Source organism: Exiguobacterium artemiae (assembly GCF_033342815.1).
GTDB classification, from domain to species: domain Bacteria; phylum Bacillota; class Bacilli; order Exiguobacteriales; family Exiguobacteriaceae; genus Exiguobacterium_A; species Exiguobacterium_A artemiae_A.
The window spans coordinates 507,608-521,668 of record NZ_JAWPEN010000001.1 but is presented as its reverse complement, the minus strand read 5'-3'; the positions used below and the strand labels follow the sequence as shown (position 1 = coordinate 521,668).

The window sequence follows — 14,061 nt, the reverse complement described above, 5'->3', positions numbered from 1 at the left end:
CATTTCTTGATAATTATTAATTTTTCAGCAGCTGAATATCTATATTTATACACAGAAAAAGCTCCCTTCAAAAGTGGACAGTTTTATTATTTCAACTGTCTACTTTTGTGGGAGCATATCAGTCGTCAACGGTTTTTTTAACGTCCTGATGACGTATATATCGTGTGGAGAGGTCCTTGAGTAGGTAAAGGACAAAAGCTCTCTGAAGGCGTCAAATGGGACAAAAAAAGCCTCATTCTGCAAGAGAAGGAGGCTCAGTGATTATGAATGTATTTTAAGGGAAAATAAAGGCAGGATTATTGAGCTTGCTGGTTGCTCGTACGGATTTCACTTTCAATCGCATGGATGGCGGCAGACCAAGAACCATACCGATGCAGTAGAGCTTTCGTCGATGGTTTGTTGTTTCGTTTCGCCCATTCACGATACGCTTCGAATGAGAGCGAGAAACCGACCTCTTCAATCGCTTGGCGCAATGACGCGGCGAGCTCGGCTTTTGAATAGGTGACGCTTGCTTCTAATCCGGCGGCCGTACAGGCATCGTGCCAAGATCCGAACATCTTCACGATATGATAATGACTCGGAGCATGATGAACCGATTTACGCCAGATTTGATATTTCTTTAAGGTGATCGTCGATCCGACATCCTGGGCGTATCGGTGAAACGACTTCAGGATTTCATCTTTAGTATATTTCGGAGCCCGCTCGAGTTCTTCCGGCTGTTGATCGATATGCCATTCATAACCGGCTGCGGATAAAGCTTCCGGCCAAGATCCGAACTGACGAATGATGGTTTCCGGTTGCGGCCAACCATGTTCGATGGCATAACGACGATAAATCGTCCGGCGGGGACGATCCTGGATGAGTTCGCCCAAGGCTTGGATGGCTTGAATCATTTCAAGTTGTTCTTCCGTCCATGTCTGTTGACTCGTAAGTACACGTTGTTTCAAGGGTGAGTCCTCCTTCCTAGTAAATCGTAATAGTTGAGGCAAAAGTCCTCTGTATAGAATATATCGGCACTTTTCCATTAATTATGAATAATTACCGTGAAATATTGTAAATAAAGTGAAAATCATTCTTCTGCTAAGTATAAATGGAAGTAATTCAAATGAAAACAGAATGTTACCAATTTTTAATGAACCACCTAAAAACAGTACATTTGTCTCATATGGAAAAAAAGACCAGACCCGCATGGAGCGAGACTGGTCTTAGGTCATACTTATTTTCCTTCGATATACGTCCATTTGAACGAAGTATCCGCACCGACTTTGTGGTTGACGATTCCTTTAACGTAAGGTTTACGTAAGAGGGAAGCCCCGCGTTGGTACATAACTGAGATCGCTTGATCGTCTTCAAGCAAAACTTTCTCGGCATCTTTCAGTGACTGCCAACGTTTTGCTGCATCTGTTTCTTTCATCGCCGACTTGATGAGTGAATCGTACTTGTCGCTTGTGTACTTACCACGGTTGTACGGTCCATCAGTCATCCACATGTCGAGGAATGTCATTGGATCCTGGTAGTCAGGGCCCCATCCTGCGAATGAAAGTTCGAACTGACCTTTAGACTCGAGGTCCAATTTGTTTTTGAACGGTTGCTGTTTGATTGTAACTTCAAGACCTGGAAGGTTTTTCTCCCACTCGCCTTTGAGGTACTCGGAGATTTTCTTCGAGTTGTCGTCATCGTATGAAAGAAGTTCAAGCTTGACGGATTTCTTACCGATATCCTTCAGACCTTTTTCGAACGAAGCTTTAGCCGACGAAGCATCGAATGATCCGAAACCTTCGTTGCCGTCACGGAAGTCTTTTCCGTCCGGACCTTTAGCAAATTCTTTTGGTACATAGTAGTAAGCAGGGATCGATCCGTTGTTTAAGAGGACTTTCGCCATTTGCTCTTTATCGTAACCAGAGTCGATTGCTTTACGGATGTCTTTGTTTTTGAGCAATTCGTTTTTGAAGTTCATTTGGATGTAGTACATCGAAGCGTCAAGACGTGTATCGAAGTCTTCGCTGTCTTTGTACTGATCAACGAACTCACTTGTCAGACCAACTGTATCGATATCACCTTTTTCGTACAGGTTGACGGCCGTCGATACTTCTTTAACGACTTTATAGTTTACTTCTTCGAGTTTAACCGTATCGGCATCCCAATACTGGTCGTTTTTCTTGTAGCTCCAGCCGACTTCCGTTTTCCAGTCCGTCAGTTGGAACGGTCCGTTGTAAAGGAAGTTCTCCGGGTTTGTCGCGAAGTCTTTCCCTTTTTCTTCTACGAATTCCTGTTTAAGCGGCATGAATGAACCGAAGCCAGTCAATGCTTTGAAGTACTCAGCCGGTTGTGTCAGTTTGACTTCAAGTGTCTTGTCGTCAACTGCTTTAACGCCGACGTCAGCCGGTTTTCCTTTTCCTGTGTTGTAAGCTTCAGCGCCATCGATGATATACATGATGTACGCATATTGCGATCCGCTTTTCGGATCAAGAACACGTTTCCACGCATATTCGAAGTCTTTTGCCGTGACGTCACTGCCGTCCGACCATTTCGAATCACGTAATTTAAATGTGTATGTAAGACCATCTTCAGAGACGTCTACACTTTCCGCAACACCAGGTGTCGGCTCTTGTTTCTCGTCGAGACGGAAGAGACCTTCCTGGACGTTGTTTAAGACTGTGAATGAAACCGAGTCTGTTGCAACTGTCGGGCTGAGTGCAGGGATGTCTGAACCGCTTGTCAGGTTAAGAACCTGTTTGTCCGACGCCTTTTTCGTATCGGTCGAACCTGAAGTATCTTTTGAATCATCTGTCGATGTACAAGCAGCGAGGCTTGATCCGGCGATGGCTAAAGCACCAACGAGTGCAAGTGTTTTTTTCGTTTTCATAATAATAAGTTCCCTCCCAAGAATGAATATATATGATTGAAAAATGAGTACCGATTAGAATAGCGATCCGGTGTCCTATTAAAAAAATAAGAGGGGTCATCGCCTTTTATTTTGTTGAAGGAAAGCACCGGATCAACTTGTTACCAATAATAAATACAATATTCAGAAAAATCAATAGCTTATTTTCAGATTATTTCAAATTGGTTAAAATTTCGTGTGATATCAACGGTTTTTTTGTAAAAATAATTTTTGGTAAGGATAATATTGGGAGGTAAAAATGATTCCAAAATTAAAACACGTCTATAAAAATGACGTGTTTCAACTGGATCAATTCAGTTGTTCGAGGAAGGAAAGTGCTTCTGCGACGTGGTCTTTTACTTTCACGGAACGCCATTCCTGAATCAATTCACCGGATTCATTGATTAAAAAAGTAGAACGGACGATTCCATAATATTCCTTTCCGTAATTCTTTTTCAGCTGCCAGACACCGTATTGCTCACAGACGGTATGGTCGACATCAGACAATAATTCGAATGGAAGTTCGTATTTTGAAATAAAATTCTGGTGACGTTTTTGACTGTCTGCCGAAATACCGAGAATGACCGTGTTCTTTGCGGCAAAGGCTTCCGAAGCATCACGGAAGTCACACGCCTCCGTCGTACAACCCGGTGTCGAGTCTTTCGGATAAAAGTAGACGATGACTTTTTTTCCGCGGAAATCACTTAATGAAACCATTTCTCCCTGCGCATTCGGCAGTGTAAAATCGACTGTATTCATGAATGGTCCTCCTCAACCCAGTTCCATATTCAACTGGTCAGCGTATTTTTCGAGTTTCTTTTGCAGACTTTCCTTTAACGGATCGAGCGCAATCAAATACTTTTCAAAGTCGGTGCCGGCTTTTGCCGTCTTCAGTAACAAGGATTGTTCCTCCCGGTACCAGTCGGCGTAATCCTCATAGTAATTGACAAGCGTCTCCGGATTTCCTTTGTTACCGAGGGCCGGACCGTAAATCATCAGGATGTTGCTGTTCATTTCAAGCGCCATGTAGTCGGTCTGGGCATTGACCCGGGTAAAGACTTCATCCTGCTTGTCTTCCTTCGTATTCCCGACGGCTTCCGCTGCTTTCGCATTGACGCCGTATTCATCGGCATTAAAGGATTCAAACAGCGAGGCGAGGGTCGTAAAGACTTCGGGATCAAACTTCGTCGGCACGATGACGACTTTCCATTCGCCGTCCTGTTTTAAAAACAGTTTTGAAGCGCGGTTCGGTAAAGGCGATCCGTCTTCATCGTTGAATTCGTGAATGATGTAGGCGACGTTACCTTGCTGAAAACTTTTGACGACTTTACCCGGTTTGATCTTTAAATTCTTGGCACCGAGTGTCGCGGCCCGTAACAACTTTTGATCCCCCGTATACTCAATCGCGGCAAGTGCTTTGGCATCTGCCGTGCCGGACCGGCCGATTGTCTTTTGATAGGTCGCATAAACATCGAGAACGTCTTGACTTGCCTGTTTCGTTTGTTTCGTTTCCGTCGACTTCGGGGATTCAGTATCAGTAGACGGAGCGGAATCGTTTCCGCATCCGGCGAGGATGATCCCTGTCGACACGAGTACCGTCAATAATCGTTTCATATTTCAGTTCCTCCTATATGAACAACATCTTGCATTATGTCTTCACCATACAGGAAATTCGCTTTTTTGAGTAGGGAATAGGTACACTAGCATAAAGGAGAGTGGGTTCAACATGAAAATTCACGTAACAGACGAAGCGTTACAATATTTTAAAGAAGAGATGGAAGCAAAAGAAGGCGATACGATCCGCTTTTTCGCCAAGTACGGCGGCTCTACCGATTTAACGCAAGGATTCTCGGTCGGAGTTCACATGGAGACTGTCGAACGGGCAGCAGTCGAAGAAACCGTCGACGGGATTCATTTCGTCGTCTCCGATCAGGATGATTGGCTGTTCCAGGGACAGGATGTCGAAGTATCCGTCCAAAATGAAGAGATTGTCTTTTCACAAGCCAAGCAATGAACAGCGGATGAAGAGGGCCGAAACGGTCTTCTTCATTTTTTTGTCTAGAATAATTGTAAGCGGCGACATGCTTCTGTACAATGGAGAATGTAAGCGATTAAAAGCAAGTATAAAAGGGGGAATAGAGATGATTCCGTACAAACACGAACCATTCACGGACTTCTCACAGGAAGCAAACAAGAAAGCGTTCGAAGAGGCGCTTGAACTTGTATCGAAAGAGCTTGGAAAAGATTATCCGCTCGTCATCGGGGGAGAACGTGTGACGACAGAGGACAAAATCGTTTCTGTCAATCCGGCAAACAAAGAAGAAATCGTCGGACGCGTTTCGAAAGCGACACAAGCACACGCTGAAGATGCAATGCAGGCAGCTGTCAAAGCATTTGAAACGTGGAAATTCGTCAATCCGAGTGTTCGTGCGGACGTCTTATTCAAAGCCGCAAACATCATCCGGAAACGCAAACATGAATTCTCGGCTTACCTCGTCAAAGAAGCAGGTAAACCATGGAACGAAGCAGATGCGGATACAGCGGAAGCGATCGACTTCCTCGAATACTATGCGCGTCAAATGCTTGTCTTAAAAGAAGGCAAGAAAGTCGAGAGCCGTCCGGGCGAATACAACCGGTACGACTACATTCCACTTGGTGTCGGTGTCATCATCTCACCATGGAACTTCCCACTCGCCATCATGGCAGGAACAGCGGTTGCTGCGATCGTGGCAGGTAACCCGATCCTCTTGAAACCTGCATCGACGACACCGGTTGTCGCTGCTAAATTCGTCGAAGTCATGGAACAGGCGGGTCTTCCAGCCGGCGTCTTGAACTTCATTCCGGGACCAGGGGCGGAAGTCGGCGACTATCTCGTCGACCACCCGAAAACACGTTTCATCAGCTTCACAGGTTCGCGTGATGTCGGACTCCGCATCAACGAACGTGCTTCAAAATTGAACGACGGTCAAATCTGGCTCAAACGCGTCATCGCGGAAATGGGCGGAAAAGACACGATGGTCATCGACGAGTCGGCTGATCTCGACTATGCGGCAGATATGATTACAAAAGCGGCATTCGGTTTCTCGGGACAAAAATGTTCAGCTTGTTCACGTGTCGTCGCACTCGATTCGGTTTATGACGAGTTGCTTGCGAAAGTCGTCGAAAACACAAACAAACTCAGTATCGGTAACCCGGTCGATGTGACGAACAACGTCGGACCTGTCATCGATGCAGCAGCTTTCAAGAAAATCACATCGTACTTCGATGTCGCGAAACAAGAAGGCCGGATTGCAGCAGGTGGTACAGCGGATGATTCGACAGGATACTTCGTCTCACCGACAATCGTTGCTGACGTCCAACCGACAGACCGTCTGATGCAGGAAGAAATCTTCGGACCGGTCGTTGCGTTCACAAAAGCAAAAGATTTCAAAGAAGCAATCGACATTGCCAACAACACGGAGTACGGTTTGACAGGTGCCGTCATCACTCAAAATCGTACGAACCAGGAATACGCACGTGCGAACTTCCATGTCGGTAACTTGTACTTCAACCGCGGTTGCACAGGTGCAATCGTTGGGTACCAACCGTTTGGCGGATTCAACATGTCAGGAACGGATTCAAAAGCAGGCGGACCGGATTACTTGACTTTACATCTTCAAGCAAAAACTACTTCTGAAATGTTCTAAAATGATGTTTAATAGATGAAACGGGTATGCAACCTGCATACCCGTTTTTCTTTTAGAAAAGGGGGAGCACGAGATGAACGGAATGTGGTTCGCGATTTTGTTGTATCTGGGTTTGATGGTCACACTAGGCGTCGTCGCGTATTATCGGACAAAAAACATGAACGATTATATGCTGGGAGGACGAACAATCGGACCTGTCGTCACAGCGCTCTCAGCCGGAGCCAGTGATATGAGTGGGTGGTTATTGATGGGATTGCCGGGTGCGATGTTTGCAACTGGTCTGTCCAGTGGTTGGATCGTAATCGGGTTATTGCTCGGTGCCTATGCCAACTGGCTGCTCGTCGCACCACGCTTACGTGCGTATACAGCGCATGCCGGGGATGCCATCACGATTCCCGACTACTTTGAAAAACGGTTCCACGATAAAAGTGGTGTCCTGCGTACAGTTTCAGCTGGAGTTATCTTAATATTCTTTATAATGTACGCTTCAAGTGGTTTTGTTGCCGGTGGTCGTCTGTTTGAATCCGTCTTCGGACTCGAATATACAACCGGCTTATGGATTTTGGCAGCTGTCGTCATCGCATACGTTTTCCTCGGCGGATTCCTTGCCGTCAGTTGGACGGACGTTGTTCAAGGCATGATCATGGTCATCGCCTTGCTAATCGTTCCGGCTGTGACGCTGACGCTCAGCGGCGGAATCAATGAAACGCTTGAGACAATTCGTTCAACGGACGGTTCGAAACTCGAATTGTTCAAAGGGACGACCGTGATCGGGATCGTTTCCCTGCTGGCATGGGGGCTTGGATACTTTGGCCAGCCGCACATCATCGTCCGTTTTATGGCGATTCGAAACCTGCATGAAATGAAATCGGCGCGTCGGGTCGGAATGATCTGGATGACGTTTTCGATTATCGGGGCCATGGTAACGGGATTATTCGGATACGCCTACTTCACACAACAAGGCGGAACACTCGAGAATCCGGAGAACGTCTTCATTCAATTGTCGCGTGACTTGTTCCCAGGTTTCATTACAGGGCTATTACTCGCAGCATTGCTCGCGGCGATCATGTCGACGATCTCGACGCAACTGCTCGTCTCGTCGAGTGCTGCAACCAATGATTTCTATCAGCGTTTCCTGAAACGGAATGCATCAGATAAAGAGTTGATGGTCATGGGGCGGATCATGGTTCTCGTCGTTGCACTGCTTGCGATCGCTTTATCATTCGGCGCGCAAAAGTCCATCCTGACGTTGGTCGGATATGCATGGGCCGGATTCGGTGCCGCCTTTGGACCGGTCGTCCTGTTCAGCCTGCTCTGGCGCCGGATGAACAAAACAGGGGCGCTTGCTTCGATGATTACAGGGTCAGTCGTCGTCATCGCCTGGATTTTAGTGAAGATGTACGTCAAAGATCTTCCGTTCTACATCTCGGAGATGTATGAAATGATTCCTGCATTCCTCGCTTCGACGGTCGCACTCGTCATCGGCAGTCTCTTGACGAAAGCACCAAGCCAAGCGATGTATGATGAATTCGATGAAGTACAGGCTCAACTCAAAGGAGCGGAACAACAACGGAAAGTCGTTTGATGCTTAAAAAAAGAATGTCCGGTGCCTCATGCGCCGGACATTCTTTTTCTATAGAAGAAACTAACTTAGTGAACATATCTTTACATAAAACATATATGTTGCCTACACGCAAAAAAAGCGTATACTAACAACTAAAGAGAGGTGAGGCAAATGGCGAGTCAACCCATCGTTCCAGTGGAGCGTTTGAAAAAAAGACACTATATCGGACCGGCTTTCGTCGCCGCCGTCGCTTACCTCGATCCGGGGAATTTTGCAACGAACATGACGGCAGGAGCCCAGTACGGATTTTTACTGCTCTGGGTAATTGTCGCCGCGAACCTGATGGCGGTGATGATTCAGACGCTGTCCGCGAAACTGGGACTGGTCAGCAATACGAGCCTTGCGGAAGTGATTCGGGATGAACTGTCGCCGGTCATGCGAATCATTTATTGGGCGCAGGCCGAACTCGTCGCGATGGCAACGGATTTAGCGGAGTTCGTCGGAGCGGCACTCGGGTTTAACCTATTGTTCGGCATCGATTTGAAAATCGCTGCCTTGCTGACGGCGATTGCTTCGTTCATCATTCTTGGATTTGAACGGAAAGGGTTACGGCATTTTGAAGCTGTCATCGGAGCATTGGTCCTGGTCATCGCGCTGGCGTTTGCGATTCAGGTCATTGAAGTTAAACCGGTCCTGCGCGATGTCGCCGGCGGATTGATTCCCGGATTTTCCGGAACGTCGAGCATTGTTCTGGCAGCAGGGATGCTCGGGGCGACCGTCATGCCGCATGCGATTTATCTCCATTCCGATTTAACGAAACGCCGTATGGGGACAATCGCGGATAAAAAAGGATTGTTACGGATTCAGAAGATGGACATTTGGGCGGCGATGCTGATTGCGGGGGCGGTCAACGGCGCAATGCTTGTCATTGCCGCGACGGTTTTCTTCGGAACGAGCCAACAGGCGGAGACACTGGAAAGTATTTTTCACGGACTCGGGACGTCGCTCGGCGGCGCGGCACCTTATCTGTTTGGCGGAGCGTTGCTGATTTCGGGACTGGCTTCATCAAGTGTCGGGACGATGTCCGGCGACGCCATCATGCGGGGATTCCTGAAGATGGAGATTCCGATTTTCCTCAGACGCAGTGTGACGATGCTACCGGCGATCATCTTATTGTTATCCGGCTTTGACCCGACCCGTGCGTTGATTTGGAGTCAGGTCGCCTTATCGTTCGGAATTCCGTTTGCCTTAATTCCGTTGATTCGTGCGACATCGAGTGAACGGATCATGGGCAAATATAAAAATCAGCCGTTGACGAAAGGGATTGCCTGGGCGATCGTCAGCATCGTCATCGTCTTTAATATCTATCTGCTGGGTGATCTTTTATTTTGAATAATCAGATTTTTTGTTTTGCTTACCGGCAGCACGGGTAATTCATTACTAGAAGCTTTCTGCCCGGAAGCTTTGCTACCCCTATAAGGACGATGGTGCGGACCTCCCCCCGATGCACCATCGTCTTTTTTGTCTGGACAAAAAGTGCTATGATTAAAAATAGTGTAAAATATATTGAAAAAGTTCCGGAGGTGGAATCAGATGGCAAAGATTAATGAAGAACAAGTCCGCCATGTGGCGCATTTAGCACGTCTCGCCGTAACAGATGAAGAAGTCCAACAATTTACCGTTCAACTTGAGAAGATTCTCGGGTTCGCTGAACAATTAAATGAACTCGATACGACAGGCGTCGAACCAACGACACACGTCCTCGATCTCAAAAACGTCTTGCGTAAAGACGAAGTCCGCCCGTCGCTCCCGCGTACGGAAGTAGAACGACTCTCACCTGATTGGGAAGACGGACAAGTCCGTGTCCCGGCAGTATTCGAATAAGGAGGAGACCACCGATATGTCACTTTTTGAACATGGTGTAAAGAACTTACACACACTCGTCAAAGACGGAGAAGTCAAAGTATCCGAACTTGTCCAGGAATCCTTTGACCGCATTGACCGTGTCGACGGAAACATCGGCGCATTTTTATCATTAAACGAAGATGCTTTCGAACAGGCAAAACGGATGGACGAGATTGCGAAACACGAAGCAAACCCGTTATTCGGTTTACCGATTGGTGTCAAAGACAATATCGTCACGAAAGGGATGACGACGACATGCGGTTCGAAGTTCCTCGAAAACTTCGTCCCGGCACACGATGCGACAGTCGTCGAGCGTCTGCATGAAGCAGGAGCCGTCACAATCGGGAAACTCAACATGGATGAGTTCGCGATGGGTTCATCAAATGAAAACTCGGCTTACAAGCCGGTCCGTAACCCGTGGAATACGAAACACGTCCCGGGCGGTTCGTCAGGCGGCTCAGCAGCTGCTGTCGCGGCTGGAGAAGTCTTGTTCAGCCTCGGTTCAGATACGGGTGGTTCAATCCGTCAACCGGCTGCTTACTGTGGTGTCGTCGGATTGAAACCGACTTACGGTCTCGTTTCGCGTTACGGCCTCGTCGCCTTTGCGTCGTCACTTGACCAAATCGGTCCATTGACACGGACAGTCGAAGACAATGCGTACTTATTAAGTGCGATTGCCGGACACTGTGAAATGGATTCGACGTCAGCGAACGTCAACCCGACCGATTACACGCAAGCATTGACAGGTGATATTAAAGGACTCAAGATTGCCGTCCCGAAAGAGTACTTCGGCGAAGGAATCAGTGAAGGCGTTAAAGAAAATATCCGTGCCGCCATCAAGAAACTTGAATCGCTTGGCGCGACAGTCGACGAAGTCTCGCTTCCGAACTCGAAATATGCGCTCGCGACGTATTACTTGCTTGCTTCTTCAGAAGCTTCATCGAACCTCGCACGTTTCGACGGAATCCGTTACGGTGTCCGTGCCGAAGCCGATGCACTCGAAGATGTCTTTAAGTATTCACGCGCTCAAGGTTTCGGTGACGAGGTCAAACGCCGGATCATGCTCGGCACATATGCCCTCAGCTCAGGTTACTACGATGCTTATTATAAAAAAGCACAACAAGCGCGGACGTTGATCAAACAAGACTTCGACCAAGTCCTTGCCAACTACGACGTCATCATCGGACCAACTGCTCCGACACCTGCGTTCGAACTCGGTGCCCAAAACGACGATCCGGTCACGATGTATGCCAACGATATCCTGACGATTCCAATCAACCTAGCAGGTGTTCCAGCAATTTCGGTCCCAGCCGGTCTTGTTGACGGATTACCGGTCGGTCTGCAAATCATCGGAAAACACTTTGACGAGGCGACGATTTATCGTGCGGCGCATGCATTTGAGCTTGCGACCGGCGGATTCGCGCTTCCGAAGTTATAAAGGAGAATGCCTTATGAACTTTGAAACGGTCATCGGTATTGAGGTCCATGCCGAATTAAATACAAATACGAAGATGTTTTGCGGCTGTGCCCGGGAATACGGCGCAGAAACGAACACGAAGACGTGTCCGATCTGTCTTGGACATCCCGGCGTCCTGCCGAAAATCAACGAAAAAGCGGTTGAACTCGCGGTTCGTGCTGCGATGGCGTTAAACTGTCATGTCGCCGATCAAACGAAATTCGACCGGAAAAACTATTTTTATCCGGATACACCGAAAGCCTATCAAATTTCGCAGTTTGATCAGCCGATCGGCTTTGACGGCTACATCGATGCTGAGGTCGACGGCGAAACAAAACGTTTCCGGATTGAACGCGTCCACCTTGAAGAAGATGCCGGGAAAATGAACCACACCGGTGCCAACCATTCGGTCGTCGACTTCAACCGGACAGGTGCCCCGTTGATCGAGATCGTCAGTGAAGCGGACATGCGCTCAGCAAAAGAAGCGGTCGCTTACCTTGAACGACTCAAGGAAGTTCTTCAATACGCCGGTGTCTCGGACGTCAAGATGGAAGAAGGTTCGTTACGCTGCGACTGTAACATCTCCGTCCGTCCATACGGTCAAGAGAAGTTCGGAACGAAAACCGAGTTGAAGAACTTGAACTCGTTCGGAAACGTTTTAAAAGGTCTTGAGTTTGAAGAAGACCGTCACCGTAAGCTGTTGTTATCCGGCGGCGTCATGCGTCAGGAAACACTCCGCTTTGACGAAACAAAAAAACAAACGATCCTGATGCGTGTCAAAGAAGGCGCGTCCGATTACCGTTACTTCCCGGAACCGGATCTCGTCAAGCTGGTCCTCGATCATGACTGGAAAGAAGCAATCCGCGCCGGCATTCCGGAATTACCGGATGCCCGCCGCGTCCGCTATCAGGAAGCGCTTGGTCTGTCAGCGTATGATGCGAAACAATTGACGGTCACACGTGAGATGGCCGAGTACTTCGAAGCGACGATTGCAGCCGGTGCTGAACCGAAAGCCGCTGCCAACTGGACGGTCGGGGAAGTCCAAGGTCACTTGAACAAATCAACGGAAACGTTCGACACGATCAAGCTGACACCGGCCCGTCTCGCTGAAATGATCGAACTGATTGCCGGCGGCACGATTTCATCGAAAATCGCGAAACAAGTCTTTACGGCAGTCATCGAACAAGGCGTCGAACCACGCGCTTACGTCGAAGAACAAGGACTTGCGCAAATCTCGGACGAAGGACTGCTCCGCGGACTGGTCGTCGAGATGTTTGAAGCCAACCCGGCAGTCGTTGAAGAACTGGTCAACGGCCGGGACCGGAAAAAAGGTTTTGTCATCGGTCAAATCATGAAAAAGACAAAAGGAATGGCGAATCCGGCACTGCTCGATCAGCTGTTCTACGAAGAACTCGAAAAATTAAAATAAGCCCTGCTGAAGCACTGCTCTCTTCTCTTAAACCAAGGGAAGGAAGCAGTGCTTCTTTTTTTTGCCTTTGTAATGTGCCGGTACTTCATGTAAAATAAAACAGTTATGTATCAAATGGATCGGTTGAGTAAAAAAGGAGAAAATCTTATGAGACCTAGAGCGCGAGTGATTTATAACCCGACTTCCGGGAAAGAGATGGTAAAGCGTAATCTGCCGTATATCTTAGACCGGCTGGAAGCAGCGGGTTATGAGACTTCCGTCTATTCGACGAAAGCGGTCGGTGACGCGACATATGAAGCAGCACGGGCCTGTGAAGCCGAATTTGACCTTGTCGTTGCTGCAGGTGGAGATGGCACGTTAAACGAAGTGATCAGTGGCATGGCATCGTATCCGGTGCGTCCGAAACTCGGTGTCTTACCAGTCGGAACGACGAATGACTTTGGCCGGGCGATGCGGATTCCTTTGACGATTGAAGGGGCGATGGATGTCATCTGTACCGGGTACACGATGCCCGTCGACATCGGAAAGATCGAAGGGACGACAGGTACCCACTACTTCATCAACATCGCAGGTGGTGGCATCATGACGGAACTCTCGTATGAAGTTCCATCAAAACTGAAGACGGCACTCGGACAGTTGGCGTATTACGTCAAAGGGATGGAAAAACTCCCGCAAATCCGTCCGACCTATGTCGAGCTCGAACATGAACGCGGGATTTTTAAAGGCGAAGTCATGTTGTTTTTGACTTCGAACACCAATTCTGTAGGCGGTTTTGAAAAACTTTCACCGAATGCTTCCCTCAATGATGGACGCTTTGATTTATTCATTTTGAAAAAATGTAATCTCGTTGAGTTAATCCGCGTCATGCGGTTGGCGTTAAAGGGAGATCACTTCTCTGATCCATGTATTGAACATGTGACGACGTCATTCGTCCGGATGCGAAACACATCCGAGATGAGCTTGAACATCGATGGCGAGTTTGGCGGAATTTGTGAAGGGGAGATGACGAATCTTCAATCGCATTTCGACGTCATGACGCCGAAGTTCCGGATCGACGAGATGGAAACGATCAATTTACAGCTACAGGCACAAGAACAGGAAACAAATCTCGCGTAAGACGCGGGATTTTCTAGGAGG

Annotated in this window: 12 protein-coding genes; 8 read left to right on the top strand and 4 right to left on the bottom strand. The window is 48.0% G+C overall.

Translation table 11 applies throughout. The annotated features are described in order from the left end of the window. Positions 1 to 296 precede the first annotated feature (296 nt). From R7V76_RS02585 to R7V76_RS02570, 4 genes are all read right to left on the bottom strand, one after another. Positions 297 to 947, bottom strand: a complete 651-nt coding sequence (locus R7V76_RS02585) for a homing endonuclease associated repeat-containing protein (RefSeq protein WP_012371384.1) — start codon at positions 945 to 947, stop codon at positions 297 to 299. A 269-nt stretch (positions 948 to 1,216) separates the two neighbouring features. Continuing rightward, entirely contained in the window at positions 1,217 to 2,866 is a 1,650-nt protein-coding gene (locus R7V76_RS02580) for a peptide ABC transporter substrate-binding protein (protein WP_214767499.1), read from the bottom strand. 327 nt (positions 2,867 to 3,193) lie between these two features. Beyond that, complete coding sequence (bcp, locus tag R7V76_RS02575; protein ID WP_318091166.1) at positions 3,194 to 3,643, bottom strand: thioredoxin-dependent thiol peroxidase; 450 nt, start codon at positions 3,641 to 3,643, stop codon at positions 3,194 to 3,196. A gap of 12 nt (positions 3,644 to 3,655) precedes the next feature. After that, positions 3,656 to 4,498 carry a hypothetical protein gene (locus tag R7V76_RS02570; protein WP_318091165.1) on the bottom strand — a complete coding sequence of 281 codons (843 nt, stop codon included), beginning with the start codon at positions 4,496 to 4,498 and terminating at the stop codon, positions 3,656 to 3,658. 112 nt (positions 4,499 to 4,610) lie between these two features. Here R7V76_RS02570 and R7V76_RS02565 point away from each other — a divergent pair, with 112 nt between their 5' ends. From R7V76_RS02565 to R7V76_RS02530, 8 genes are all read left to right on the top strand, one after another. Then, a complete protein-coding gene (locus tag R7V76_RS02565) occupies positions 4,611 to 4,898 on the top strand; it encodes a HesB/YadR/YfhF family protein (RefSeq protein ID WP_290827751.1) in 288 nt (95 codons plus the stop codon). Positions 4,899 to 5,025: 127 nt separating this feature from the next. Next, positions 5,026 to 6,570 (top strand): L-glutamate gamma-semialdehyde dehydrogenase, encoded by a 1,545-nt coding sequence (pruA, locus tag R7V76_RS02560; protein WP_318091164.1) that lies wholly within the window; start codon positions 5,026 to 5,028, stop codon positions 6,568 to 6,570. Between the two features lie 73 nt (positions 6,571 to 6,643). After that, positions 6,644 to 8,155 carry a sodium/proline symporter PutP gene (putP, locus tag R7V76_RS02555; protein ID WP_318091163.1) on the top strand — a complete coding sequence of 504 codons (1,512 nt, stop codon included), beginning with the start codon at positions 6,644 to 6,646 and terminating at the stop codon, positions 8,153 to 8,155. A 150-nt stretch (positions 8,156 to 8,305) separates the two neighbouring features. Further along, entirely contained in the window at positions 8,306 to 9,526 is a 1,221-nt protein-coding gene (locus tag R7V76_RS02550; protein ID WP_318091162.1) for an Nramp family divalent metal transporter, read from the top strand. Between the two features lie 201 nt (positions 9,527 to 9,727). After that, positions 9,728 to 10,018, top strand: coding sequence for an Asp-tRNA(Asn)/Glu-tRNA(Gln) amidotransferase subunit GatC (gene gatC / locus R7V76_RS02545; RefSeq protein ID WP_026827487.1), 291 nt, complete (start codon positions 9,728 to 9,730; stop codon positions 10,016 to 10,018). A 16-nt stretch (positions 10,019 to 10,034) separates the two neighbouring features. Further along, on the top strand, positions 10,035 to 11,477 hold the full coding sequence (gene gatA, locus R7V76_RS02540; protein ID WP_214767508.1) for an Asp-tRNA(Asn)/Glu-tRNA(Gln) amidotransferase subunit GatA: 1,443 nt from the start codon (positions 10,035 to 10,037) through the stop codon (positions 11,475 to 11,477). A gap of 13 nt (positions 11,478 to 11,490) precedes the next feature. Further along, positions 11,491 to 12,924: an Asp-tRNA(Asn)/Glu-tRNA(Gln) amidotransferase subunit GatB gene (gene gatB / locus R7V76_RS02535; protein ID WP_318091161.1), complete on the top strand. Its 1,434-nt coding sequence runs from the start codon at positions 11,491 to 11,493 to the stop codon at positions 12,922 to 12,924. 147 nt (positions 12,925 to 13,071) lie between these two features. Then, positions 13,072 to 14,040, top strand: coding sequence for a diacylglycerol kinase (locus R7V76_RS02530; protein ID WP_012371373.1), 969 nt, complete (start codon positions 13,072 to 13,074; stop codon positions 14,038 to 14,040). The last annotated feature ends 21 nt before the right edge of the window (positions 14,041 to 14,061 follow it).

What these genes read in the sequence shown, in the direction of transcription:
- R7V76_RS02580 (WP_214767499.1), bottom strand. Translation starts at nt 2,866, where the DNA reads ATGAAAACGAAAAAAACACTTGCACTCGTTGGTGCTTTAGCCATCGCC.
- bcp (WP_318091166.1), bottom strand. Translation starts at nt 3,643, where the DNA reads ATGAATACAGTCGATTTTACACTGCCGAATGCGCAGGGAGAAATGGTT.
- R7V76_RS02570 (WP_318091165.1), bottom strand. Translation starts at nt 4,498, where the DNA reads ATGAAACGATTATTGACGGTACTCGTGTCGACAGGGATCATCCTCGCC.
- R7V76_RS02565 (WP_290827751.1), top strand. Translation starts at nt 4,611, where the DNA reads ATGAAAATTCACGTAACAGACGAAGCGTTACAATATTTTAAAGAAGAG.
- pruA (WP_318091164.1), top strand. Translation starts at nt 5,026, where the DNA reads ATGATTCCGTACAAACACGAACCATTCACGGACTTCTCACAGGAAGCA.
- putP (WP_318091163.1), top strand. Translation starts at nt 6,644, where the DNA reads ATGAACGGAATGTGGTTCGCGATTTTGTTGTATCTGGGTTTGATGGTC.
- R7V76_RS02550 (WP_318091162.1), top strand. Translation starts at nt 8,306, where the DNA reads ATGGCGAGTCAACCCATCGTTCCAGTGGAGCGTTTGAAAAAAAGACAC.
- gatC (WP_026827487.1), top strand. Translation starts at nt 9,728, where the DNA reads ATGGCAAAGATTAATGAAGAACAAGTCCGCCATGTGGCGCATTTAGCA.
- gatA (WP_214767508.1), top strand. Translation starts at nt 10,035, where the DNA reads ATGTCACTTTTTGAACATGGTGTAAAGAACTTACACACACTCGTCAAA.
- gatB (WP_318091161.1), top strand. Translation starts at nt 11,491, where the DNA reads ATGAACTTTGAAACGGTCATCGGTATTGAGGTCCATGCCGAATTAAAT.
- R7V76_RS02530 (WP_012371373.1), top strand. Translation starts at nt 13,072, where the DNA reads ATGAGACCTAGAGCGCGAGTGATTTATAACCCGACTTCCGGGAAAGAG.